The 23,898-nt window shown below is 62.0% G+C and carries 20 protein-coding genes; 7 read left to right on the top strand and 13 right to left on the bottom strand.

Annotated features, from left to right (window positions below; genetic code table 11):
- Nucleotides 1-29: 29 nt before the first annotated feature.
- From GIB19_RS20970 to GIB19_RS20930, 9 genes are all read right to left on the bottom strand, one after another.
- Entirely contained in the window at nt 30-1,271 is a 1,242-nt protein-coding gene (locus tag GIB19_RS20970) for a glutamine synthetase family protein (RefSeq protein ID WP_265969592.1), read from the bottom strand.
- Nucleotides 1,272-1,493: 222 nt separating this feature from the next.
- Complete coding sequence (gene murB, locus GIB19_RS20965) at nt 1,494-2,513, bottom strand: UDP-N-acetylmuramate dehydrogenase (protein ID WP_099428623.1); 1,020 nt, start codon at nt 2,511-2,513, stop codon at nt 1,494-1,496.
- Nucleotides 2,510-2,974: a low molecular weight protein-tyrosine-phosphatase gene (locus GIB19_RS20960; protein WP_099428622.1), complete on the bottom strand. Its 465-nt coding sequence runs from the start codon at nt 2,972-2,974 to the stop codon at nt 2,510-2,512. Before GIB19_RS20960 ends, murB begins: the two co-directional genes overlap by 4 nt.
- On the bottom strand, nt 2,974-3,738 hold the full coding sequence (gene kdsB / locus GIB19_RS20955) for a 3-deoxy-manno-octulosonate cytidylyltransferase (RefSeq protein WP_099428621.1): 765 nt from the start codon (nt 3,736-3,738) through the stop codon (nt 2,974-2,976). Before kdsB ends, GIB19_RS20960 begins: the two co-directional genes overlap by 1 nt.
- Complete coding sequence (locus GIB19_RS20950) at nt 3,735-3,920, bottom strand: Trm112 family protein (RefSeq protein WP_003247142.1); 186 nt, start codon at nt 3,918-3,920, stop codon at nt 3,735-3,737. The genes kdsB and GIB19_RS20950 overlap by 4 nt, the downstream gene beginning before the upstream one ends.
- Nucleotides 3,921-3,963: 43 nt before the next feature.
- Complete coding sequence (lpxK, locus tag GIB19_RS20945) at nt 3,964-4,974, bottom strand: tetraacyldisaccharide 4'-kinase (RefSeq protein ID WP_027596068.1); 1,011 nt, start codon at nt 4,972-4,974, stop codon at nt 3,964-3,966.
- Nucleotides 4,974-5,408 (bottom strand): ExbD/TolR family protein, encoded by a 435-nt coding sequence (locus GIB19_RS20940; protein ID WP_027596067.1) that lies wholly within the window; start codon nt 5,406-5,408, stop codon nt 4,974-4,976. The genes lpxK and GIB19_RS20940 overlap by 1 nt, the downstream gene beginning before the upstream one ends.
- Complete coding sequence (locus tag GIB19_RS20935; protein WP_027596066.1) at nt 5,405-6,040, bottom strand: MotA/TolQ/ExbB proton channel family protein; 636 nt, start codon at nt 6,038-6,040, stop codon at nt 5,405-5,407. The genes GIB19_RS20940 and GIB19_RS20935 overlap by 4 nt, the downstream gene beginning before the upstream one ends.
- A 179-nt stretch (nt 6,041-6,219) precedes the next feature.
- Entirely contained in the window at nt 6,220-8,436 is a 2,217-nt protein-coding gene (locus GIB19_RS20930) for a DNA internalization-related competence protein ComEC/Rec2 (RefSeq protein ID WP_274887854.1), read from the bottom strand.
- Nucleotides 8,437-8,577: 141 nt separating this feature from the next.
- On the opposite strand from GIB19_RS20930, the gene GIB19_RS20925 reads away from it, so the two are divergent.
- Entirely contained in the window at nt 8,578-9,204 is a 627-nt protein-coding gene (locus tag GIB19_RS20925) for a DUF2062 domain-containing protein (protein WP_157767026.1), read from the top strand.
- Here the strand turns inward: GIB19_RS20925 and GIB19_RS20920 are convergent.
- The 3 genes from GIB19_RS20920 to GIB19_RS20910 all read right to left on the bottom strand — a co-directional run bounded on the left by GIB19_RS20920 (nt 9,088) and on the right by GIB19_RS20910 (nt 11,553).
- The gene (locus tag GIB19_RS20920) at nt 9,088-9,867 is read right to left on the bottom strand and encodes an ABC transporter permease (protein WP_016500910.1); all 780 of its coding nucleotides are present in this window, start codon (nt 9,865-9,867) and stop codon (nt 9,088-9,090) included. The genes GIB19_RS20925 and GIB19_RS20920 overlap by 117 nt on opposite strands.
- Complete coding sequence (locus GIB19_RS20915) at nt 9,864-10,796, bottom strand: ABC transporter ATP-binding protein (RefSeq protein WP_274887853.1); 933 nt, start codon at nt 10,794-10,796, stop codon at nt 9,864-9,866. The genes GIB19_RS20920 and GIB19_RS20915 overlap by 4 nt, the downstream gene beginning before the upstream one ends.
- Before the next feature lie 133 nt (nt 10,797-10,929).
- Complete coding sequence (locus tag GIB19_RS20910) at nt 10,930-11,553, bottom strand: glutathione S-transferase (RefSeq protein WP_274887852.1); 624 nt, start codon at nt 11,551-11,553, stop codon at nt 10,930-10,932.
- A gap of 283 nt (nt 11,554-11,836) precedes the next feature.
- On the opposite strand from GIB19_RS20910, the gene GIB19_RS20905 reads away from it, so the two are divergent.
- The 6 genes from GIB19_RS20905 (at nt 11,837) to GIB19_RS20880 (ending at nt 20,025) form a co-directional block, all read left to right on the top strand.
- Nucleotides 11,837-14,284: an acyl-CoA dehydrogenase gene (locus GIB19_RS20905; RefSeq protein WP_274887851.1), complete on the top strand. Its 2,448-nt coding sequence runs from the start codon at nt 11,837-11,839 to the stop codon at nt 14,282-14,284.
- A gap of 83 nt (nt 14,285-14,367) precedes the next feature.
- Nucleotides 14,368-14,778, top strand: a complete 411-nt coding sequence (locus GIB19_RS20900; protein WP_027596061.1) for a PA2817 family protein — start codon at nt 14,368-14,370, stop codon at nt 14,776-14,778.
- 182 nt (nt 14,779-14,960) lie between these two features.
- Nucleotides 14,961-15,503, top strand: a complete 543-nt coding sequence (locus GIB19_RS20895; RefSeq protein WP_099428615.1) for a fimbrial protein — start codon at nt 14,961-14,963, stop codon at nt 15,501-15,503.
- An 84-nt stretch (nt 15,504-15,587) separates the two neighbouring features.
- Entirely contained in the window at nt 15,588-16,340 is a 753-nt protein-coding gene (locus GIB19_RS20890) for a fimbrial biogenesis chaperone (protein ID WP_099428614.1), read from the top strand.
- A gap of 36 nt (nt 16,341-16,376) precedes the next feature.
- Nucleotides 16,377-18,872, top strand: coding sequence for a fimbria/pilus outer membrane usher protein (locus tag GIB19_RS20885; RefSeq protein WP_099430873.1), 2,496 nt, complete (start codon nt 16,377-16,379; stop codon nt 18,870-18,872).
- A gap of 58 nt (nt 18,873-18,930) precedes the next feature.
- Nucleotides 18,931-20,025, top strand: a complete 1,095-nt coding sequence (locus GIB19_RS20880; protein WP_274887850.1) for a fimbrial protein — start codon at nt 18,931-18,933, stop codon at nt 20,023-20,025.
- A gap of 53 nt (nt 20,026-20,078) precedes the next feature.
- Here the strand turns inward: GIB19_RS20880 and GIB19_RS20875 are convergent, their stop codons facing one another.
- Nucleotides 20,079-23,885, bottom strand: a complete 3,807-nt coding sequence (locus GIB19_RS20875; RefSeq protein WP_099428612.1) for an RHS repeat domain-containing protein — start codon at nt 23,883-23,885, stop codon at nt 20,079-20,081.
- Between the last annotated feature and the right edge of the window lie 13 nt (nt 23,886-23,898).

Raw genomic sequence — 23,898 nt, 5'->3', positions numbered from 1 at the left:
GGACGCGTCCAGTAGTGGTTGTGTCGCGATCAGGCCTGTGCCGCCAGCACACGCCGCTCCCAGGGTGTGATCTCGTCGAAGAAATCGCTCAGCTCCAGGGTCTTGGTGGCGACGTAGCCTTCGATGAACTCAGCCCCGAACAGTTCCCGCGCCAGTGCACTGCGCTTCAATCGTTCGAGTGCCGCGTGCAGCGTGCATGGCAGGCTCAGGTGCTCTGGCACAGCGAACTCACCCTGAATCGCCGGGGTCGGCTGCAGGCGTTGCTCGATGCCATGCAGCCCGGCAGCCAGGCTGGCGGCGATGGCCAGGTAGGGGTTGGCGTCGGCGCCCGGCAGGCGGTTTTCGACACGCCGGGCCACCGGCGCACTGGCCGGGATGCGCAGCCCTGCGGCACGGTTGTCCTCGGACCAACAGGCATTGTTGGGCGACGCGTAGGGGTGACAAAGCCGCTGATACGAATTGACGTTGGGCGCGAACAGCGCGGTGAAGTCGGCCATGCACGCCTGCTGGCCGCCAATGAAGTGGTAGAAGGTCTCGGTCGGCTGCCCCTGGTCATCGCTGAACACATTTCGGCCGCTGTCGATGTCCACCAGGCTCTGGTGGATGTGCATGGAACTGCCCGGCGTATGCGCCAATGGCTTGGCCATGCACACCACGGTCAGCCCATGCTTGAGCGCCACCTCCTTGAGCAGGTGTTTGAACAGGAACGTCTGGTCGGCCAGCAGCAGCGGGTCACCGTGCAAGAGGTTGATCTCGAACTGGCTGATGCCCATCTCGTGCATGAAGGTGTCACGCGGCAGGCCAAGCGCCGCCATGCAGCGGTAGACCTCATTGAAGAACGGCCGCAGGCCATTGTTGGAGCTGACACTGAACGCCGAATGGCCCAGCTCCCGGCGGCCATCCTTGCCCAGTGGCGGCAAGAACGGCTGCAGCGGGTCGGTGTTGGGGGCGAAGACGAAGAACTCGAGCTCTGTCGCAACCACCGGTGCCAGGCCCAACGCCGCATAGCGGGCGATGACCGCCTTGAGCTGACCGCGGGTGGACAACGCCGAAGACCTGCCATCCAGTTCGTTGGCATCGCAGATCGCCAAGGCCCGGCCGTCTTCGCTCCAGGGCAGGCGGTGAATGTGAGCGGGCTCGGCCACCAGCGCCAGGTCGCCATCATCACTGCCATAGAACCTTGCCGGCGGGTACCCCCCCATGATGCATTGCAGCAGTACACCGCGCGCCATCTGCAGGCGCCGACCTTCGAGGAAGCCCTCGGCGGTCATCACCTTGCCGCGCGGTACACCATTGAGGTCGGGGGTGACGCATTCGATTTCATCGATGCCCTGGAGGTGCTCGGCGAGGGTGCTCGGGCCTGGGGTGGTCATGACGCTTGTCCTTGTTGTTATAGGCTGGCAACAACATAGGCTGGGGGTGTTTAAAATATCAAGCACCTGATTCTGGATGGCCCCCATTCTGTTGGAGCAGCCTTGTATCTACAGCACGCCTCAGTACAGGTTAGGCTCCATCTCCAGCTCGACCCCGAATCGTTCGTGGATATCTGCCTGAATCCGTCGCGCCAGGTCATGCAGCTGCGCCCCGCTCGCCTGGCCATAATTGACCAGCACCAACGACTGCAACCGATGCACGCCGGCATCGCCATCGCGATAGCCCTTCCACCCCGCCTGCTCGATCAACCAGCCTGCCGCCAGCTTCACCTGGCCATCGGCCTGGAGATAAGCCACGACACCCGGGAACTGCCCCCGTATACGCTCGACAAGCGCGGCAGACACCACTGGGTTCTTGAAAAAGCTCCCGGCATTGCCCAACTCGGCTGGGTCCGGCAACTTCTCGCGGCGAATGCTGCAGATGGCATCACTGATCGCCTGCGCACTCGGCTGCGCTACGCCCTGCTCCACCAAACGCTGGCGCACAGGGCCATAGTCCAGGTGGGCTTGCAGCGTGTGGGTCAGCATGAAGCGCACGCGCAAGATCAGCCAGCGCCCAGGGTTACGCTTGAACAGGCTGTCGCGGTAGCCAAAGGCGCATTCTTCCAGCCCAAAGTCACGCAGCTGGCCGGTCTGGCGGTCCAGCGCGGTCAAGCCGGCGAACACGTTCTTGATCTCGACGCCATAGGCGCCCACGTTCTGCATGGGCGCAGCGCCCACCGTGCCCGGGATCAGGCTGAGGTTCTCCAGCCCGCAAAAACCTTGTGCCAGCGTCCACTGCACGAACGGGTGCCAGGGCTCGCCCGCCTCGGCTTCGACCACAACGTGCTCACCGTCATCGCTGAGCACGCGGCGGCCACGGCTGGCCATGTGCAGCACCAACGCGTCGACATCACCGGTCAGCAGCAGGTTGCTGCCACCGCCAATGACCAGCACCGGCACGCCTCGGCGGTGCGCTTCGGCCAGCGCCTCACGCACCTCGTCGTCATCATGCACCTGGCTGAAATGCCGGGCCCTGACGTCAATGCCAAAGGTGTTGTAAGGCTTGAGCGAAACGTGCTCCTGCCACAGCGCTGTCATAACCGCCCCTTGATTTCCACGACCAACGCTTTGCACGCTTCCTCAATCAGGTCCAGGACCTGCTCGAAACCCTCCGCGCCGCCGTAGTACGGGTCTGGCACTTCATCGAGTTTCGCGCCATAGCGGCGCAGGAACAGGTCGAGCTCGCCGGGCGCAGACTGCGGGCGCATGGCACGCAAATGGCTCAAGTTGCTTTCGTCCATGGCCAGGATCAAGTCGTACTCGGCAAAGTGGGCCACATTGACCTGCTGGGCGCGCTGCTGCGAAAGGTCGTAACCCCGCACCATGGCGGCCTTGCAAGTGCGGCTGTCGGGCGCCTTGCCGACATGCCAGTCACCGGTACCGGCGGACGCCACGTGCACCTGCTCGGCAAGCCCCGCGGCCTGCAACTGATGGCGCAGCACGCCTTCGGCGGTAGGCGAGCGACAGATGTTGCCCAGGCAAACGAACAGGACGCGCATCAGGCCTCCAGCAAGCGCCGTACGCGCTCCAGGTCTTCAGGGGTATCGACACCCACCGCGGGTGCCTCGAGGGCGTCTTCGACATGAATGCGCACGCCATGCCACAAGGCACGCAATTGCTCCAAGGCTTCGGTTTGCTCGAGCCAGCACGGGCCCCAACCGACGAAGTCCTGAAGGAAGCCCACGCGGTAGGCATACATGCCGATGTGGCGACGATAAGGCACGCCTTCCGGCAGTTGCTCGCGGTTGGCGGCGAAGGCATCACGCGCCCAGGGCAGCGGCGCACGGCTGAAGCTCAGGGCCAGGCCGTTCTTGTCGCAGACCACCTTGACCGCATTAGGGTTGAACACCACCTGTGGCTCGTGGATCGGCTCGGCCAAGGTCGCGATACCGGCTTCCGGGTGGGCCGCCAGGTTGGCCGCCACCTGGTCGATGATCACCGGCGGAATCAGCGGCTCGTCGCCCTGCACGTTGACCACGATGGCGTCGGCGGGCAGCCTGAGGTGCGCTGCCACTTCGGCCAGGCGGTCGGTACCGGATTCGTGGTCGGCGCGAGTCAGCAGCACTTCGGCGCCAAATGCCTGGCAGGCCTCGACGATGCTGGCGTCATCCGTGGCGATGACCACACGGCTGGCCGCGCTCTTGCGCGCCTGTTCCCAGACGTGCTGGACCATCGGCTTACCGGCGATCAGCGCCAGCGGCTTGCCCGGCAGGCGCGAAGAGCGCAGGCGGGCGGGGATCACTACCGTGTAGTCCAGGCTCATTTGTCCAGGCGCTCATCGTCGGTCAAGGTACGCGCTTCGCTTTCCAGCATCACCGGGATGCCGTCGCGAATCGGGTAAGCCAAACCCGCGCCCTTGCTGATCAGCTCGGTCTTGTCGGCGCTGAGCTTAAGCGGGCCCTTGGTGATCGGGCAGGCCAGGATATCGAGCAGTTTGGTGTCCATGGAAGCTTCCTTGAGGCCAGGTGGCCGGAAATTGAAAAGGGGCTCAGGGCGTTGGATGCCCAGGCAGCAGGCGCTGCAACTGGCTGTCGAACCAGGCGCTGAAGGCAGGCGACGGCTGCGCCTCGACGGCCAGGTACCACCAGTCGTCAGCGGCGAAGGCACGGCATTTGACCGCATCTTTCTCGGTCATCACCAACGGCAACGGCGGCGTGAACGACAGGCGCTCGGCGCTGAACTGCGCATGGTCGGCGAACGGGTGCGGCACCGGCTGCCAGTTTAGCCCTTGCAGGGTATTGAAGAAACGCTGCGGGTTACCGATGCCCGCCACCGCGTGCAGGCGCTGGCCAGGCGGGAAGAGATTCACGCCACGCCGCTCACCGCTGCGCACATTGACCAGTGCCGAGGGCTGCAAACTAAAGGCAAAGCCCGCGGGTGAGTCGGCGCGGGCACCGTTGAACAGCACCGCATCGGCTTCTTGCAGGCGCTCGGCCGGCTCGCGCAGCGGCCCGGCGGGCAGGCAGCGGCCATTGCCCAGGCCACGGGCGGCGTCGATCAGCACCAGCTCCAGGTCTCGCGCCAGGCGGTAGTGCTGCATGCCGTCATCGCACAGGACCAGGTCAAGCGGCTCACTGGCCAGCAGCGCCTGCACCGCACGCGAGCGGTCGGGATCGATCATCAACGGTACGCCCGTGCGCTGGACGATCAACAGCGGCTCGTCACCAGCCTGGTCGGCAGCCTGGTCGGCCTCAACGCGCCAAGGCAGGTGAGCTGGCTTGGCGCCATAACCGCGGCTGACCACACCGACCTTGAGCCCCTGCCGGCGGCAATGCTCGATCAGCCAGAGGATCATCGGCGTCTTGCCAGTGCCACCCACGGTAATGTTGCCCACCACGATCACCGGCACCGGCGCGCGGTAGCTGGCACTTTCGCCGCTGAGAAACCGCGCACGCTTGCGTGTCACCACGCGTCGGTACAGGGCTTCAAGCGGGCGCAGCAGCGCCAGGGCCGGGTGCCCGGCGTACCAGGCGGCGAGCAAACGGTCGGCAAAGGCCATCAAGGCGTCCCCTGGGCTGCCTCGACGGTGGTCATGCGCAACTGGCTGAAACCGAGCTTGCCGGCCGCATCCATCGCAGTCACCACGGCCTGGTGCGGTGTCTTGCCGTCGGCGCTGATCGCCAGCGGTAACGTGTGATCGCCGCCCGACTCACGCTCAATGGCCTCGCTCAAGGTGGCCAGGTCGCTTTTGGGCAGCAGGTTGTTGTTGACCGAATACACGCCCTCGGCGCTGATGGTGACTTCCACCAGCTTGCGCTCATCGGCCGGCGGCTGCTCGGCGCTGGCGGCCTCGGGCAGTTCGACGCGCAGTTGCGTCTCGCGGGTGAAAGTGGTGGTGACCACGAAGAACAGCAACAGGACGAACACCACGTCGATCAGCGACGCCAGGTTGATGTCGACGTTTTCCCGCTGGCGGTTGCGCCGAAACTTCACGCCTTGCCTCCGGCCACTTCGACTTCACGGTCGCCCTGGATCACTTCCACCAGTTTGATCGCCTCTTGTTCCATGCCAACCACCAGCTCATCGATGCGGCGCAGCAGGAAACGGTGGAAGAACACCGCCGGGATACCGATCATCAAGCCTGCTGCGGTGGTGACCAGGGCCTTGGAAATACCCCCGGCCAATACGGCAGCGTTGGCAGTCATCTGCGAGCCCATGAAGGCGCTGAAAATGTCGATCATGCCCAGCACGGTGCCCAGCAGGCCCAGCAACGGGGCCATCGCGGCAATGGTGCCGAGGGTGCTGATGTAGCGCTCCAACTCGTGGATGACGCGCGATGCGGCCTCCTCGATGCACTCTTTCATGATTTCGCGGCCATGGCGCGAGTTGGCGAGGCCTGCGGCAAGGATTTCGCCCAGCGGCGAATCGGCGCGCAGGGCCTTGAGCTTATCACTGGTGAGTTGCTTGTCCTTGATCCACATCCAGACCTGGCCCAGCAGGTGTGGCGGGGTCACGCGACTGGCGCGCAGGGTCCACAGGCGCTCGACGACGATAGCCATGGCAACGATGGAACTCAGAATGATCGGCAGCATCATCCAACCACCGGACTTGACCAATTCCCACACAGTAAACGCCCCTTCGGAAAAAGGCCGCCACTCTACCATAGGACCGCCGGGGGCTCATCTGCCGAAGGTCAGGGAATTGGCCGGACCCACTTACCGCCTTGGGGGCAGTCCAGATACAGCACCAAACCTGAAAGGAGTGCTGCACCTGTGGGAGCGGGCTTGCCCGCGAAAGGGCCCGATCAGCCACTGCCGTCTTCACGCCAGAAGCGCCGCTGCCCCCGCACACCCTCAACGTCACCCTGCCCCCCCAGCACCAAGCGCAACGCGCCCTCCACCGCTGTATCATGAATCGCCAGCCCATGCCGCCGATAGCGCTCGAGCACCTGGGCATGCGGATGCCCAAAACCATTGTTGCGCCCCCGCGAAATCAGCACCCCACGTGGCGCCGTGGCGCGGATGAATGCCTCGGTGGACGAGCTGCGACTGCCATGGTGCGGGGACTGCAGCCAATCGATGCGGGGTGTTTCAGTGGACGCCAGCCAGGCCCGTTCGGCAGCGGCTTCCAGATCGCCTGCCAACAGCAAGCGCTCCCCTTGCGCCTCGACCAGCAGCACGCATGAGCGGTCGTTGCTGCTCTGCCCTTCAGCCCAATGCCACAGGGAAAAACGCACGCCATCCCACTCCCATTCCTCACCCGTGACACACGGCTGCAGCCCAAGGCCCTCCAGCCCCTCGCCACCGAGCACCCGCTTGACCGGGATGCCCTGCGCAATGGCCAGCGCGCCCCCGGCATGGTCGGCATGGGCGTGGCTGATCAGCATCGCATCCAAGTGGCTTACGCCCAGTTTGCGCAGGGTCGGCAGCACCACCCGCTCCCCCGCGTCGTACTCCCCTTTTGCTGGCCCCGCATCGTAGAGCAAGCTGTGATGGCGGGTACGCAGCAGCACCGCGAGCCCCTGGCCGACGTCCAACTGCCAGACTTCTACCTGCCCCAAGGGCACCGACTCGCGCGGCACCCATAACGCCAACAGCATAAGCCCGCCCAACCCCCGCAAGGGCACGCCACGGGGTAGCAGCACCAGCAACGCACCCAGGCACACCACTGACCAGGCCCACAGCGGCAAGGCCGGCGGCACCCACGCTGGGCGCCAGCTCGCGGCCAGGGCCAGGACCCTGAACAGCACCTCCAGCAAGCCCCCGGCCAGCCACAGCAACGCTTCGCCGACACCCGCCACGGGCAACAGCAGCGTGCCCAGCAAAGCCAACGGCAACACCGCAAGGCTGACCCACGGCACCGCCAGCAAGTTGGCCAGGGGCGCACTCAGGCTCACTGGCAAGCCAGTGGCCAGCAGCACCGGCAGCAAGCCGATGGCGATCACCCACTGCGCACGCGTCCAGGCCTGCCAGGGCCGCCAGCCGCCCAAGCGGGCACTGAAGCAGTAGATCAAGGTCGCCACGGCAGCAAACGACAGCCAGAACCCCGGTAACAGCGCCGCCAAGGGTTCGAACAACAGCACCGCGACCAGCGCCAGCAGCAATGGCAGCATCGCGCCAAGGTGACGAAAGCGCAGACGCCAAAGCAACACTACCGCCAGCATCAGGCAGGCCCGCTGCACCGGCACACCGCCACCGGCAAGCCAGCCGTAGGCCAGCGCAGCGGCCATCGCCAGGCCGCAGGCCGAGGGCAGCCAGGGCAGCCGCGCGGGCCACAGGCCCCAGCGTGCCAACCCGGCAACCAGGCCATAGAGCAAACCCGCCACCAGGCCGATGTGCTGCCCGGAAATCACCAGCAGGTGCACCGTGCCTGTGGCCTGCAGCGTCTGCCAGTCCTCGCGGGGCAGGCCCGCACCGTCGCCCAGCACCAAGGCCACCAACGCCGCTTGCCGGCCATTGGCCTCGACCGCCAACAACCGTTGCCGCAGTTGGTCTCGCCAGCTGCCCGCTACAGCGCTCAATACCTGCCCGGCCTTGACCGTGCCAGTAGCCCCCACTCGCCGAGCCAGCAACTGTGCCACTCGATCAGGCCCATGGGGGTTGAGCAGGCCGGCAGGCCGCTGCAAGGTCACTGCCAACCGCCACTGTTCGCCCGCACGCACAGCCGGCCCGTTGAACCAGCTCAGTTGCAAGCGTTGCGGCAGTTCGCCGCGCCGTGAGTGGGGCTGTTCCAGTTCGAAGCGCACGCCATGCGCGGTACGGCTCGGCAGGCCGACAACCTTGCCCTCCAGCCACAACGTGCGGCCATCCAGTTCAGGCGCGAGTCGATCATCCAGCGCTCGCTGGGCCGACCCGCACGCCCAGCACAGGCCCAACAGAAACCAGCCTACTGGCCAAAACCGCGTGAACAGGCTGGCAACACCACCGACAAACAGCAGAAGTAGCCATCCGACCGATGGCAATATAGGGAGAAAGCCCAGGCAGAGCAGCCCGAGCGCGAGCGCAAACATCCCTGTGCGCATGAGGTAGAGCTCCGCTGCGAAATGACCTTCTCAGGCATAGCGCAAATGCCGGCAAAGCTTGCTCAACAATTGTCACAAACTCTAAACGAGGCCGTTAAGGAATCAAGGCATACTGCCCCGATCAACGCCCCGGGAGCCTACATGCCGCGCAGACTTTTCAAACGCTACATGCCGGATCCGACCAGCATTCGGGAACACAAGTCCTTACGCTTTTTCGGCACGTTGCTGCACGACCCGAACCTCTGGCACCTGAACCGGCACTCGGTGGCCCGGGCCATGGGCGTGGGCCTGTTCGCGGCGCTTATCCCCATCCCCATGCAGATGCTGCTGGCCGCTGCGCTGGCGATCCCGGTGCGCGGCAACCTGCCGATCGCGGTCAGCCTGGTGTGGCTGACCAACCCGCTGACCATGCCACCGGTGTTCTTCGTCACCTACATGACCGGCGCCTGGCTGCTGCAGATACCGCCGCGCACCCTGCCCGACGACCTGACCTTCGAATGGATCACCGACCAGCTGTCGACCCTGTGGCAACCCTTCCTGCTCGGCTCGGTGGTGTGTGGCGTGGTGCTGGGCATCCTGGCCTACTTCACCACCTTGCTGTACTGGCGTTGGTGGGTGGGCCGGCAGTGGCGCCGGCGCAAACTCAAAGGCTCAGGCGCGCATGCCGCGGCCGCTGACCAGCAGGCGGATGCACAGGGTGTACAGCACTGCGGTAGCCACCAACATAAAGGTGATCGCCGTCCCGATACTGATATCCGACACCCCTAGGATGCCGTAGCGGAACGAGTTGACCATGTGCAGCACCGGGTTGGCCAGTGACACGGTCTGCCAGAACGGCGGCAGCAGGTTGATCGAGTAGAACACCCCGCCCAGGTAAGTCAGCGGCGTCAGCACGAAGGTCGGGATGATCGAGATATCGTCGAAGTTGCGCGCGAACACCGCGTTGACGAAGCCCAGTAACGAGAAGATGGTTGCCGTCAGCAGCACCACGACCACGGTCACACCCAGGTGGTGCACCTGCAGGTCGGTGAAGAACATCGACAGGATGGTGACGATCACCCCGACCGCCAAGCCACGCAGCACGCCACCCAGCACATACCCCACGAGAATGGTGTGTGGCGACACCGGGGACACCATCAGCTCCTCGATGGAACGCTGGAACTTGCTGCCGAAGAAGCTCGACACCACGTTACCGTAGGAGTTGGTGATCACCGACATCATGATCAGCCCCGGCACGATGTACTGCATGTAGGTAAAGCCGCCCATGTCGCCGATCTGCCGGCCGATCAGGTTACCGAAAATGACGAAGTACAGGACCATGGTGATCGCTGGCGGCAGCAGGGTCTGCGGCCAGATGCGCAAAAAGCGCCGTACTTCGCGGTAGACGATGGTGTTGAGGGCCACCCAGTTGGTGCGCAGTTCCACACTCATACGGCCACCTTCGACAGGTTTTTTTCCACCAGGGACACGAACAGCTCCTCGAGTCGGTTGGTCTTGTTGCGCAGGCTTTGCACCTCGATGTTCTGCAGCGCCAGCTGGCCGAACAGCGCGGTGATGCCGATGTCCTTGTCCACCTGCACTTCCAGGGTATGCGGGGTGATCAAGCGGCACGGGTAACCCTGCAAGGCAGGGGCTGCCGGCAGGTCCTGCTTGAGGTCGAGGACGAAGGTTTCGACATGCAGCTTGCCCAGCAGCTGGCGCATGCTGGTGTTCTCGACGATGGTGCCGTGGTCGATGATGCCGATGTTGCGGCACAGCTGCTCGGCCTCTTCGAGGTAGTGCGTGGTCAGGATGATGGTGATGCCCTTCTGGTTGAGCTCGGTGAGGAAGCTCCACATCGAACGGCGCAGCTCGATGTCCACACCCGCGGTGGGCTCGTCGAGAATCAGCAGGCGCGGTTCGTGGATCAAGGCACGGGCGATCATCAGCCGGCGCTTCATGCCGCCCGACAGCGAGCGGGAAGGCACGTCACGCTTGTCCCACAGCCCCAGCTGGGTCAGGTACTGCTCGGCGCGCTCCTTGGCAAGCTTTGGCGGGATGCCGTAGTAGCCTGCCTGGGTGACGACGATGTCAAACACCTTCTCGAACTGGTTGAAGTTGAACTCTTGCGGCACCACGCCCAGGCAGCGCTTGAGAGCCGAGGGCTCGCGGTCCAGGTCGTGGCCGAATACGTTCACCGTGCCGCTGGTCTTGTTGACCAGGGTCGAAAGAATACCGATGGTGGTGGATTTGCCGGCGCCGTTGGGGCCGAGCAAGGCGAAGAAGTCGCCTTCGGCAACGTCCAGGTCGATGCCCTTGAGGGCCTGGAAGCCATTACCGTAGGTCTTGGTCAGCTGTCGAATGGACAGGGCGGAACTCATAGCGGGCCATTTACCGAGAAAAAAGGTTCAGGACACGCCAGGCAAAATCACTGGCGCAGTGAGTGCGGCCATGGTGCAAGGCCCGGCCACACAAGTACAGTCACATGTATTGATAATGACTATCGAGGCAGGTTCAAGTCAGCGCGGTCATCACGGCCGCCTGGTAGGCCGGGCGCTGCTTCAGGCGCGCGTACCAGGCCTCCAGGTGATACATGGCCGGGCGCTCGATAGGCATTTCGAACCAGGCGTAGATGAAGCTACCCAGTGGGATGTCGCCCATGCCGATCTGGTCACCGGACAGGTACGGCTGCTGGGCCAGGGTTTCGTCGGCGATGGCTAGCAATTGCGCGCACTGCTTGTGCGCGGCGTTGATCGCCACCCAGTCGCGCTGGTCTTCCGGCGTGCGCAGCAGGCCCCAGAACAGCGGGCGGAAGGGGGTAGCGAAGGACGAGGTGGTCCAGTCCATCCACTTGTCGGCCAAGGCGCGCTGGCGCGGGTCTTCCAGGTACCAGCCCTGATCGGCGCCGTACTCGGCGCACAGGTAGCGGACGATGGTGTTGGACTCCCACAGCGTCAGGTCGCCGTCTTCGAGCATCGGCACCAGGCCGTTGGGGTTGCGGACGCGGTAATGCGGCTCGTTGACCACGCCGAAGGCGCCGCCGGCGTCGATGGATTCGAAATCAAGGCCCAGCTCGTGGGCGATCCACAGCGCCTTGCGCACATTGCTCGAATTCTTGCGGCCCCAGATCTTCAGCATGGCAACGTCCTTATAAATGCGGAGGTGGTCCAGTCTACTCCAGAGTCTTATTGCCTGTACTGGCCTCTTCGCGGGCAAGCCCGCTCCCACAGGAAGCACCCCAATCTTCAAGCCCCGCGTAACCCTGTGGGAGCGGGCTTGCCCGCGAAAGGGCCGGCACAGGCCAACAATGATCTGAAACTCCCACCGCCACACCCTGTCACTGTTCTGAACAGGCCGTTCACAGCGGTGCGTCTAAGCTGTCTGGGACGGCTCAAGCCCTTGGTTCCAAGGAGGACCGATTATGTTGCTGTTGTGGTTGGTGGTACTGGTGATCGGCGCGGCATACCTCACGCACCGGCGCCTGGCGCCCTTGCAGATACTGGGCATCATGGCGGCCTACGTGCTGCTGATGGGTATTTTCAGCCGCGCACCCGGCTGGCTGCTGGCCCTGCTGTGGGTCGTGCTGGCCGTGAAAATCGCCTTGGTTGCCCTGCCGGAATGGCGGCGCAAGGTGTTCACCGGCCCGGTGTTCAAGTGGTTCCAGCATACCCTGCCGCCCATGTCGCAGACCGAGCGCGAAGCCATCGACGCCGGCACCGTCTGGTGGGATGGCGAACTGTTCAGCGGCCGCCCCGACTGGCGCACCTTGCTGGCCTACCCGGCACCGAAACTGACTGAAGAAGAACAGGCCTTCATCGACGGCCCCACTGAAGAATTGTGCGCCATGGTCAGCGACTGGCAGATCGGCCAGGACATGGATCTGCCCCCTGAAGCCTGGGCGCACATCAAAGCGCAGGGCTTCTTCGCCCTGATCATCCCCAAGGAATACGGCGGCAAGGGCTTTTCCGCCTACGCCCACTCTCAAGTAGCCATGAAACTGGCCACCCGCAGTGGTGACCTGGCGTCCACGGTGATGGTGCCCAACTCGCTCGGCCCGGCCGAACTGCTGCTGCACTACGGCACCGATGAACAACGCAGCCACTACCTGCCGCGCCTGGCGCGCGGCGACGAGATCCCCTGCTTCGCCCTGACCGGCCCACTGGCGGGCTCGGATGCCGGCGCCATGCCGGATACCGGCATCATCTGCAAAGGCCATTGGCAAGGCGAAGAAGTCATCGGGCTGCGCCTGAACTGGGAAAAACGCTACATCACCCTCGGCCCGGTCGCGACCCTGCTCGGCCTCGCGTTCAAGGCCTACGACCCAGAGCACTTGCTGGGCGACGAAGAGGACTTGGGCATCAGCCTGGCGCTGATTCCTACCGACACCCCGGGCGTGGAGATCGGCAAGCGCCACCTGCCGCTCGGCGCCGCCTTCATGAACGGCCCCAACAGCGGCAAGGACGTGTTCGTCCCGCTAGACATGCTGATCGGCGGCCAGGCCATGCTCGGCAAGGGCTGGATGATGCTGATGAACTGCCTGTCGGTGGGCCGCTCCATCTCGCTGCCAGCAGTGGGCACTGGTGCCGCCAAGTACACCAGCCTGGTGACGGGCCAGTACGCCAATATCCGCGAACAGTTCAACGTGCCGCTGGCAGCCTTCGAAGGCATCCAGGAGTCCTTGGCGCGCATTGGCGGCAATGCCTGGCTGATGGACAGCGCCCGATTGCTGACCGCCAAAGCAGTGGACCTGGGCGAAAAACCTTCGGTGCTGTCGGCGATCCTCAAGTATCACCTGACCGAACGTGGCCGCGAGTGCATCCAGCACGCCATGGACGTGCACGGCGGCAAGGGCATCATCATGGGCCCGAACAACTACCTGGGGCGCAATTGGCAGGGTGCGCCGATCTTCATCACCGTCGAGGGGGCCAACATCCTCTCGCGCAACCTGATGATCTTTGGCCAAGGCGCCATTCGCTGTCACCCGTTCGTGCTCAAGGAAATGGCGCTGGCCGGCCGCGAAGACCGTGAGCAGGCGCTGGTCGAGTTCGATGAGCTGCTAATGAAGCACATCATGTTCGCTGCCGGCAACGCCGCCAGCACCATCGTGCTCGGCCTGGGGCTGGGGCGCCTCGAACGGGTGCCAGGCGATGCCTTGAGCCAGGGCTATTTCCGTGCCTTGAATCGCCAGGCTGCAGCGTTTGCTCTGCTGGCAGATTTGTCGATGATGCTGCTGGGCGGTGCACTCAAGCGCCGCGAGCGCCTGAGCGCTCGCCTGGGTGACGTGCTGAGCTACCTGTATCTGTCCAGCGCGGCACTCAAGCGGTATCACGACCTCGGCTCGCCGGAGCACATGCAACCTCTTCTGCGCTGGGCTATGGAAGAGAGCCTGGGCAAGGCCGAGCAGGCGCTCGACCGGCTTCTCGACAACTTCCCCAACCGCTTCGTCGGCTGCACCCTGCGCGTGCTGGTCTTCCCCTTCGGCCGCTGCCACACCGGCCCCAGCGATGAACTGGACGCCGAAGTGGCGGAACTGATTGGCCGGCAGCAGGGTGACCCGGCGCTGGAAGAACTGCTGGCTGGGTGTTATCGACCACAAGCTGAGGGTGATCCGGTCGCTGCGCTGCAGCGTGCGAGCGACTTGCTGGATGACGCCGCACCTTTGCACAAGGCACTGCATCAGGCCCTGAAGGAAGGCAAGGTAAAACCGGCCGCAGGGCAATCGGCTATCGATGCTGCTGTCGAGGCTGGCGCACTGCAGCCTGCTGAGGCACAGCGCCTTCATGCCGCCGAACAGGCTCGGCGCGCAGTGATCGATGTCGATGCTTTCGATAAGGAGCAGCTGGGGCCTACACCCGGCAAGGTACGTTGAACGGTCGCGCAAAAGGGGCCGCACAGCGGTCCCTGCCAGCGTATACTCCGGCCCCGTTTTTCAGACACACCGAGGACCCTTTCATGGCCAACCCGCACCTGGAGTATCACCTGCAACTGCTGCAACACCTGCGCACCATCCTGGCTGCCCTCGGTGAAGCCGAGCAGGTGCCGGAAGAAAGCCACGCCCTATTCCTCGAGCGTTTCGACGAACTGCTCACCCTGCTGCCCCAGAACCCGCTGGAAAGCCAGTACCTCGGCCAGGACCTGCTCTGCCAAGTGATCCAGCGTTATCCGCAAATTGCTCACCTCGTGCCACGCGATTTGTTGTGGTTCTTTGGTGGTGATTGCCTGCACTTCATGCCCGACGATGAACTCGACCTCTACCAGCAACTGGAAGAGCGCCGCCATGAAGCTGAGCAAGAGGGTGAGCCATTCGACTGGCACTTGGAAAAGCAACTACTGAGTCAAACTGACAAAGGCAGTACGCACTAAACTGAAACACCTCCCCAGCGCCTTGCTTTGCATCAAGGCGCTCCGTTAAAAATCCTACAATCAATTAGTTTATTCCTACATCCTGCAAAACTCATGGCCGTTAGTATTTGCGTCGAGGCGTTACAGGCACGCTTCGTGCAATTTCCTCACCCTCACTAACCCCTTCAACCATGAGCCACAGTATGAAACGCAAACTAATCGCACTCCCCCTAGGCCTCTTTGCCAGCTTGATGGGCAGCTCCGCCTTCGCCAGTTCCGTTTTCTTCGAAGGCAGCATCACTGCTGAAACATGCCCGATCGAAATTGTTAACCCAGGCGATGGTAGCGTGGACAATCGGGTTGCAATGGGTGACGTCCCGCTGGGCAGGTTCGGTGGCGCCGCCGGCACCGAAGTACGTGGTGCCACTTTTGCCGTCCGCGTACCGGATAAAGGTAGCTGCGGCGTTACCGAAAACAATGCGAATGTCACCTTCAACGGTGACGCGGACGGCAGCGGAAGCTACTTCAAGGTCAACCCTGTGAGCGGCGCCGCCACGGGTGTCTCGATCGTGATCCGCGACAGCAGCAAGGCATCGGTCGCGCCTGGCGGAACGTCGGTTGACTATGCACTCAACGCCAATGGGCCCACCGACCTGAAGTTTGATGCCTACTACCGCTCCACCGCCGCTACGGTAACCGCAGGCCCAGCATCGGCTCACGTCCGCTATTCGGTTGCTTATAAGTAAGCAACGCGTGTCACCCGGTGCCTTGCGCACCTCGCTAAACCATCCAGGCGTTGATGATACGCCTGGGTGCAATGGGTAACCGTTATGATCAATCCACTCAGATTCACGGCTGGCTTACGTTTTGCCGCTTGTATTTCCCTGGCCATAAGCATGCTCGCCGCCCCTGCCATCAGCCACGCCGCTTTGACATTGAATAATACCCGCATTGTTTTCAATGGCGATAAGCGAAGCACGTCCGTCATCGTGAAAAACCCGTCCAAGAGTACGTACGCGGTACAAACCTGGATCAATACCGTCGCGGATGACACCACCACGGCTGTTCCGTTTGCCATCTCGCCCATCTTATTCAAACTCAACGCGGCCAACGAACAACTTATCCAAATAAGCGGTTTACCCCACACATTACCGAATGACCGCGAGTCACTGTTTTTTTTCAATATGCAAGAAATCCCCCAAGCCAGCACCGAGCCCGGCAACCAACTCAATATCGCCCTGCGCACGCGAATCAAACTGTTCTATCGGCCGCCAGCGCTGAAGGGCACGCCCGCGGGCCAGTTGAAGTCTCTGGTGTTCTCGCTGAGCGAGAAAAATGGCACCCCCTCTTTGCTGGTTCGCAACCCATCGCCGTTTCACATCACCTTCGTTCGACTCGAGGTCAGCGGCCAGGGGCAGCAGCACACCTTGAACAACACCGACATGCTGGAACCCTTCGCCGAGCATGCCTACCCGCTCACGGGAATCAAGCCCGCTCCAGGCTTGCAGGCACAGTTTTCCGTCATCAATGACTATGGCGGTTACACCGAACCTCTGACGCTGCCGATCCACCTGCCTAACTAGAGCCCGCCACCACGCAAGTCGCAAGGAATCGTCATGATGTTCCTCCCCTTATCACGCTGGCGTGCGTCACGCCATCAGCGCGGCGCATTGCTGTGCCTGCTAGGTAGCTCGGCATTGATACTGGTGCCCACTGTTAAAGCGGAGACCGGCTTCCAGAGCGGCTTTCTTCGCCAGGTGCCGGGCCAGTCCGAAGACGTAGGCGCCTGGTCATTGGGCATGTTGACCCGCGACCAGGACCTTGCACCAGGCCTCTACCGGGTGAGCGTGCACGTCAACCTTGAACCACAGGGCGAGCACGAACTGGATTTCCAGCCTACCGCCGAGGGTGAGCTGCAACCTTGCCTGCCCGCCAAGTTGCTGGGTGAATGGGGTTTGCGACTTGATGCACTGGCCAACATCGAGGATCAGCATCGCGCCTGCCTGGACCTGAAGGCTGTTGTCCCCGGCGCGCAAATCGACTTCAGGGCCAGCGAATTGCGGGTGGCCATTTCGATTCCGCAAATCGCCATGCGCCGAGACGCCAGCGGCCAGGCCGACCCCGCGCACTGGGACAGCGGTATCAACGCTGCCTTCGTCAGCTATCAAGCCTCAACGCTGCAAGGCCGCAGCCGTTACACGGGCAATTACAGCAGTGACGACCTGCACTTGAACAGCGGCGTCAACCTTGGCGAATGGCGCTTGCGCAGCACTCAGTCCTGGCGTCAGGACCAACAGGGTAACCGTGAATGGACCAGGGCCCAGACTTACGCGCAACGCGATATCCCCGGGACCCGCGCCAACCTAACAGTCGGGGAAACATTCACCGACAGCGATATATTCCGTGGCATTCCCATCTCTGGCATACGCGTGGCATCGGACATGAGCATGCTCGGCGACAATCAACGGGGCTATGCCCCTGTCATCCGTGGTGTCGCGCAGAGCCGAGCGAAGCTTGAGGTCTGGCAGAACGGCTATTCAATTTATTCCACGTATGTCAGCGCTGGCCCTTACGCCATTGACGACCTCAGTACTTCGGGCAGCGGCGAACTGGAAATTGTTCTGACCGAGTCAGACGGCCAGGTCCGGCGCTTCATTCAGCCCTTTTCGACCATCAGCAACCTGCTGAGGCCGGGTGTCTGGCGTTACAGTACGACGATTGGGCGCTATAACCCTTCCAGTGATGTAGACGCCCCCTTGCTCTGGCAAGGCACCTTGGCCATGGGCAGCCACTGGAACACGACGCTCTACGGCGGGTTGATGGCCAGCGACTACTACCGGGCGGGCAGCCTGGGCATCAGTAAGGACCTGGGTAGCCTGGGTGCCTTGGCTTTCGATTTGACGCAGTCGTTCAGCGAGGTCGACACCCCATATGAGCGTGACGCACAGGGTACGAGTTATGCCCTGAAATACGGTAAAGCCTTCACCAGCCAGACCAATCTGCGATTTGCCGGCTACCGTTATTCGACTGAGGGTTACCGCGACTTCGATGAAGCCGTGCGCCAGCGCAGCCAGGCATCAGGGTATACCGGCAGCAGCCGCAGCCGCCTGGAGGCATCGGTCCACCAGAGCATGGGCAAGAACAGCTCGCTCACCCTTACCCTGTCTCAGCAGGATTACTGGCAGCGCAGCGATACCCAGCGCCAATACCAGTTCAACTTCAGCACGCATCACCGCGGCGTAAACTACAACCTGTTTGCCTCTCAGTCGTTGACCGACCGATATGGTAGCGATCGTCAATTCGGCTTGAGCGTATCATTGCCGTTGCAGTTCGGTCACCGCGCCAATGCCACCTTCGATATGCAACACAATGCCCGGGGCCTTAGCCAACGCGCCTCCCTCGGTGGCGGCATCGCCGAGCGAGCGATGAGCTACAGCGCCAGCCTGAGCGAGGACGAAAGCAATCGCCGGACTGCGGCAGTGTCGCTTGGCTATCAAGCCCCCTATGCAACGTTGGCGGGTGGTTTTACCGAAGCTGAGGACTATCGCAATCTGTCGTTGAATGCCAGTGGGGCCGTGCTGCTGCACGCCGACGGCGTGGAGTTCGGCCCTTACCTGGGAGATACCGCGGCCCTGATCGAAGTGCCGGGTGTGGCCGATGTGGGCCTGCACAACGTACCCGGCACGCGCACCAACGCGCGTGGGTATGCGCTGCTGCCTTACCTGCAACCCTACAGGACCAACGCGGTTGTACTGGATATCGACCGGCTGGGGCCTGATGTGGAGATCGAAAACGGCGCAGCACAGGTGGTCCCCCGCCGAGGCGCGATCGTGAAAAGCCGCTTCGAAGCACGCCATGTCTCGCGGATGGTCCTGACCCTGCACGACGCCAGTGGCCAGCCACTGCCTTTCGGGGCCCAGGTAAAAGACCAGCAAGGCGAACTGCTCGGCATGGTAGGCCAAGCCGGCCAAGTAATGCTCACGCATCAGGCCTCCGATCGCCCGTTGCAGGTGAGCTGGGGTGACCGGCCGGACAACAACTGCCAGCTGGCCATCGACTCAGACGCCACGCCGCCCGTTGACGGCTATCGCCTGCAAACCCTGCCCTGTATTTAGCGACCAAGCTCGCAGCGCGGCCCTCGCATTCTGCCGCGCTGAGAGCTCCAGGACATCTATGAAAAACATCAAAACAACCTTGCGCCTGGCATTGCTGGCCGCAATGACATGGCCGGCGGCCGAGGCCATGGCCAGCGCGGACACCCGCTGCGAATTCGGGCCGCTCAAGAGCAACTTGCTCAAGGTATTCGTCCGCGACATGGGTACGTTGTACGTGCCACGGGACGCGCGGGTCGGCACGCTAATCGGCCCCGCTGACTCCTACGAGCAAACAGTCGACCAGAACAATTTGAGCCTGAGGTGTTTCAGCTACGGTGTGCGAATGGACTTCTACATGAATGCAGCCCGTGGCATCCACCCTCCAATGGCTCCCATTGATGGCCAAAATATGGACGGTCACGTTCTCAGGACCAACATTCCTGGTTTAGGTGCAATCGTAAAGGTACGGCGCCCCTTTAATGGAAGCACCGATCAGTGGATCCCGATTGGCCGCAACCCACCGCTGGTCCCTTTCGCGGCCCATTACGATACTACGGTGCTAGGTGGCGTAGCGCTGCTCAGATTCGCTCATGAGGTTACCTTGGTGAAGACCGGCGACCTGGCCCCTGGCGTCCACCAGCTGGATGGCCAACTGATTACCGGCCACCTCGACTTCCAAGGTATGGGCCAGGTAATGGAGTACACCCTCAGGGCAACGATCATTCAGAGCCAGTGCGAGGTCCTCAGCGACGCGGTCAGCGCCAACCCGGTGAAGCTCGGTGAATGGAGCACCAGCGACTTCACCGGCGCCGGTTACACCACCACCGCTACGCCGTTCCAGATCCGCCTGAGCAGTTGCCAGGTCGACCCCGACCCGGACAACGAAACCCTTGCGACCATCGAACTTGAGGGACGAGATGGCTCACAACCCATCGGGCCTGTGGGTGAGCATGTGTTCAGCCTGACCAGCGATTCCGACGCCCGAGGGATGGGAATCCAGATGCTTCACAACGGCCAGCCGATGCCATTGAATACCGAAATTGGGCTGAGGTCGGTGCAAGATGGCACCGTACCCTTGAACTTCGAGGCGCGCTTCTACCAAACAGAGCCAAGCAGCAACCTGCGTGCTGGCTTGGCCAAGGGCGCATTGAACTTCACCATCCGCTACCGCTAGCGGGTAAAAAGGCCGGCCCCTCTGGCCGGCCTGGTTTCACCTGGTTAATCCGGCTAAGCCTGTGTGGTACCCGACAGGATGTTTTCAGGGTCGTAGTGGTAACGACAGGCCTCCCCTTGCTGGGTTTCGACACTGATCAGGCGGTTGAGCTCGTCGTACACCAGCACGCGTTTCTGCTCATCGCTGATCAGGTTGCCATTGGCGTCATAATGCAAGTCGATAGCGGGTTGCGGGGCCGGCGGAACGATCTTGCTCAATTGCGCCGGGTCGACATTCCTGAACTCGTACAGTGTCCGCTGCGGCGTTCCCCCTGGGCTCTTGGTAATGACCGAGGTGATGTTGTCCAAGCCATCGAAACCGAACGTCTGCCATTCGATGATATTGCCGGAAGGATCGACCGGCGCCTCAGGGCCGGTGCAGTCATAACGCTGCAGCCGACCGCGCCGGTCGTACGCGTATTTTTCATGGCGCAACAGCTTGGCATCCTCTTCGTCTGCATCCTTGAGGCGCTCTTTGAGTATCCGGTGCGTCAGGCAATCGAACTCGTCATAGCCCTGCTCGAGCGTTTGCAGAATGTCGCCAAAATCGAAGGTGCGCAGCGTTTCCCGGTCGAACTCGTCGTATTCAAGCCGTGTGGTCAATTGCTGACCGGTAGTGACATCCTGGGTGGTGGTACTTTCCATACGCCCAAGATCGTCATAGGTGAACGATGCCGACAAGAGTATCTGATCAGCCAGCGGCTTGCGGCGCACTCGGTAACGGGAAGGGGTGGGCACAGGTTTACTCAGCGTGGTGCTTTCCAGGCGCCCAAAATCATCGTATTCGTAGACCTGGTTCTGACCCTGCACGTCCAGATAAGCGCGCATCCGCCGACGGTAGCTGTAGTCATAGGTCATGCTGAAGGTTTCACCCTCCAGAATACGCGTTTCGGTCTTGACCTCGCCGTTACTGAGGAAATAGGTGCGGTCCATGCTATGCCCGGGGTCTCTGGCGTCCCCTGGTTCTTCACAATGGGTCAGCTTGGCATTCTTGGGATCGTATACGTAAGAAGCGGGCTTTCCGCTGAGCACACGCGTTGTGGGCTCCTCGCCCAGTACGGGGACGTAGGTGTATTCGATCTTCCTGCCATCTGGGGCCGTCACCCAGCGCGGCTGCCGCTCACCCGGGTCGTACTCGAAGGTTTGCAGGCGCCCACCGGTCGTGGCGCTGATACGCCGCTCCAGGCCATCGAACGCCTGCTCGCCCAATAACTTGGCGTTCGCTTCGGTAGTGCCCACCTTGATGCTGACTGGCAGGTCGTTGCGGCTGTGCTTGGCATACGTGCGATAAACCCGATTATTACGGTCAGCCAATGTGTGGACGAGCAAACGGTCGAAGGCGTCATATACATACTCGTCGATCCGTTGGCCGGTGCCGCTGCCCTTGGCCTCCTTGCTAAGCCGTCCAAGCCCGTCGTAGCTATTGACCTGCAGACTGATGCTCGTCGTTCCATCTAGGGCAAAACGCTCGATTTTCGCTGGCTTTTCAAACAGGTTGTGCCATGTCTGCGTGATACCGCTGAGCCGTATTCCATCACGTTCACGCCAGTTGTGCTGAACCGGGCCATCGGGGCTTTGCACCTGGCTGACTTCCTCAACCTCCGTCACCCCATCGGGGCCAGTGACGGACCGCTGCTGGCCCCAGTCGTCGTAGGCGTAAGTGCTGGTCAACTCCAGCAGTTGGTCACCCAGCCAGTCGATTTCGGTTTCCTCGCTCAACTGGCCCAGCTGATCGTACTTCGCACGGTAGATCGGCCTCGAGCCCCCCGCGAACGTCTTGCTGTCATGGTCTTCACGTGTTTCTAGAATTGCCCGGCTGAGCCCGTCGAAGTACGTGCTGGTCTCGACCCCCTTGACGTCGTACGCCCATTGCTGGGCCTGTTCATTGTCATAAGCGCACAGGTGGTACTTGTAACGCCGGTACGCCTCGAAGTCCGTGCCCGGAGCAACGGTCTCACGCGTTACTCTACGTAGCGCGTCAAATTCGTAACGAATCTCGACGTTGTTGTCGTCACGGTTGAGCACCGTCTCACCGGTCTGGAGGTCGTGCTCCAGGGTGATGACCTTGGTTTGCCCATCGAAACCCTCGAGCGTCTCGGTGGTCTGCAACACGGCCTTCGCTACGGATGTACTGTAGGCGTAACGGGTGATCGTATCGTAAGCCTCGGACCCGTGGTAACTCACGGTTCTGGTACTGACTCGTCCGTACTGGTAAGTGGGTGCGGTTAACGCGTCATAGTATTCGAAACTGATTTTTTCGATGAAATCATCAGGCTTGCCGCCCGCCTCGAAAATGCTCTCACTTTCCACCAGCCACCAGGGTTGCGTCAGATAGCTGCCCCGCGGCGCCAGCGGCTTGTATGCATAGAGCTGGGTCAGGGTGGGCGCGGCCCCTTGCCCATTGGGGGCCGGCCGTACGGTTCGGGATTTCAAATGGCGCACGAAACCGTGTGGCTTGCCTTCCTCCTCGGCGCTGTACCAGACATTGGTTTCAAGCACCTGGTTGGGTTCCAGGCGGGTCAGCACATTTCCCTGATTATCGTAGCTGGTGACCTGCTTTTCCAACCGCTGTCTTACCACTGGAGGCTTGTTTGGCTCTTGGAAGGGCCCGGTCCAACGGCTGGTTACCTCGACCGGAAGCTGGAAGGCAGGCGGTTGCTGGTCGAAAGAGCCGTCAATTTCACCGTAGGCAGTGGTGACATCCAGCTTATTCTCACCTTGAGAGGTCTGTTGGGCCACCAGCAAGTGAAAACGATTGAACCTGCGCGTGATCGTTCGATCGTTATTCGACCCTTGTATCTCGCGCGTCTGGTAGGAATAGTCCTTCGCCACCTTGTAGAGATTATCCAGCCCTTCGTCATCCCAGGGGATCGTACTGCCGCCCCCGACGAAATTGTTCACGCCAGGGTATTCATACTTCACCACCATCGTCGGCTGCTCGAAACGCGGCGAGGTTTCATGGCGGGTTACCCGGGGCAGATTGGCACGCCCCGCGCTGGGTGGAAATTCATGCCCCAAGTCCTCGTAAAAGATGCTCTCGTGCCCCCCGTACGGGGTCGTGACCTCGTTCAGGCACAAGAAACCGCGCACGTCACGATAGGTAAAACGCCAACGAGCCTGGTTGGGGGTGGGCAGGATGATCTCGCTGACTCGGTTATCACTTTGGCTCAGGGTCATCACGTAACGCGCAAGCGGGTCACCATCATCGCCACCATAGGGGTAACAGAGAATATCGACCCGGCTGTTGCCTTGCCGCTCGAGGCTGAGGATTTCCTCAGTGCCGTCGGTAACAGTGCGCAAGCGCATATGGTTAGCCAGCGTCGGCTCGTATTTCAGGTAAAGCACAGGCCCAAGGGGCGAATGCAACTCGATGGGCAGAGAGACCTGTGCCTGCTGAGGGCCCATGGTCTCCAGCACTTCGACCAGGCCAGAACGGTGTTCAACGCGGTAACGCTTGGCACCATTCTGGCCTGGCGGTTCATGGTAGAGGTCGAACTGCCTGAGTTTCTGCTCACTCATTTCCAGACGGCCGGTGACCGTGGACTCACCGGTAATCTTGTACGTTTCGCCGCTGCGCAACGTTACTATATTGTTGCGCACTTGGGTGAGTTGCAGGTTCCAGCCCCTGCCAAAGCCCGAGTCTTCAACGTTCAAGGGACTGTAGAACAAACCCAGGTTGAAGTCCGGACCCTGCAGGTCGTTACCTTTCAACTCAGGCAGCTTGATGGATACCGTGTATTGGCCTGTGCGCGAGTCGACACCCGATTCGATGTAAGAGGAAAAATTAAAAGCATTGGAATGTACGGAAGTTGATGCACTCATTCTAAGTAGCCCT

The sequence above is a fragment of the Pseudomonas sp. ITEM 17296 genome (genome assembly GCF_028895205.1).
Lineage (GTDB): Bacteria > Pseudomonadota > Gammaproteobacteria > Pseudomonadales > Pseudomonadaceae > Aquipseudomonas > Aquipseudomonas kermanshahensis.
The sequence above is the reverse complement of the archived record's forward strand: the minus strand, read 5'-3'. Positions and strand labels throughout refer to the sequence as shown.

Excerpts from the sequence above, each read along its gene's own strand:
- kdsB (WP_099428621.1), bottom strand. The coding sequence starts at position 3,738 with ATGAGCCTGGACTACACGGTAGTGATCCCCGCCCGCCTGCGCTCTTCG.
- murB (WP_099428623.1), bottom strand. The coding sequence starts at position 2,513 with ATGACAGCGCTGTGGCAGGAGCACGTTTCGCTCAAGCCTTACAACACC.
- GIB19_RS20930 (WP_274887854.1), bottom strand. The coding sequence starts at position 8,436 with ATGCGCACAGGGATGTTTGCGCTCGCGCTCGGGCTGCTCTGCCTGGGC.
- GIB19_RS20885 (WP_099430873.1), top strand. The coding sequence starts at position 16,377 with ATGTTCCTCCCCTTATCACGCTGGCGTGCGTCACGCCATCAGCGCGGC.
- GIB19_RS20920 (WP_016500910.1), bottom strand. The coding sequence starts at position 9,867 with ATGAGTGTGGAACTGCGCACCAACTGGGTGGCCCTCAACACCATCGTC.
- GIB19_RS20915 (WP_274887853.1), bottom strand. The coding sequence starts at position 10,796 with ATGAGTTCCGCCCTGTCCATTCGACAGCTGACCAAGACCTACGGTAAT.
- GIB19_RS20970 (WP_265969592.1), bottom strand. The coding sequence starts at position 1,271 with ATGACCGCCGAGGGCTTCCTCGAAGGTCGGCGCCTGCAGATGGCGCGC.
- GIB19_RS20910 (WP_274887852.1), bottom strand. The coding sequence starts at position 11,553 with ATGCTGAAGATCTGGGGCCGCAAGAATTCGAGCAATGTGCGCAAGGCG.
- GIB19_RS20925 (WP_157767026.1), top strand. The coding sequence starts at position 8,578 with ATGCCGCGCAGACTTTTCAAACGCTACATGCCGGATCCGACCAGCATT.
- GIB19_RS20905 (WP_274887851.1), top strand. The coding sequence starts at position 11,837 with ATGTTGCTGTTGTGGTTGGTGGTACTGGTGATCGGCGCGGCATACCTC.
- GIB19_RS20950 (WP_003247142.1), bottom strand. The coding sequence starts at position 3,920 with ATGGACACCAAACTGCTCGATATCCTGGCCTGCCCGATCACCAAGGGC.
- GIB19_RS20890 (WP_099428614.1), top strand. The coding sequence starts at position 15,588 with ATGATCAATCCACTCAGATTCACGGCTGGCTTACGTTTTGCCGCTTGT.
- GIB19_RS20880 (WP_274887850.1), top strand. The coding sequence starts at position 18,931 with ATGAAAAACATCAAAACAACCTTGCGCCTGGCATTGCTGGCCGCAATG.
- GIB19_RS20895 (WP_099428615.1), top strand. The coding sequence starts at position 14,961 with ATGAAACGCAAACTAATCGCACTCCCCCTAGGCCTCTTTGCCAGCTTG.
- GIB19_RS20900 (WP_027596061.1), top strand. The coding sequence starts at position 14,368 with ATGGCCAACCCGCACCTGGAGTATCACCTGCAACTGCTGCAACACCTG.
- GIB19_RS20875 (WP_099428612.1), bottom strand. The coding sequence starts at position 23,885 with ATGAGTGCATCAACTTCCGTACATTCCAATGCTTTTAATTTTTCCTCT.
- GIB19_RS20960 (WP_099428622.1), bottom strand. The coding sequence starts at position 2,974 with ATGCGCGTCCTGTTCGTTTGCCTGGGCAACATCTGTCGCTCGCCTACC.
- lpxK (WP_027596068.1), bottom strand. The coding sequence starts at position 4,974 with ATGGCCTTTGCCGACCGTTTGCTCGCCGCCTGGTACGCCGGGCACCCG.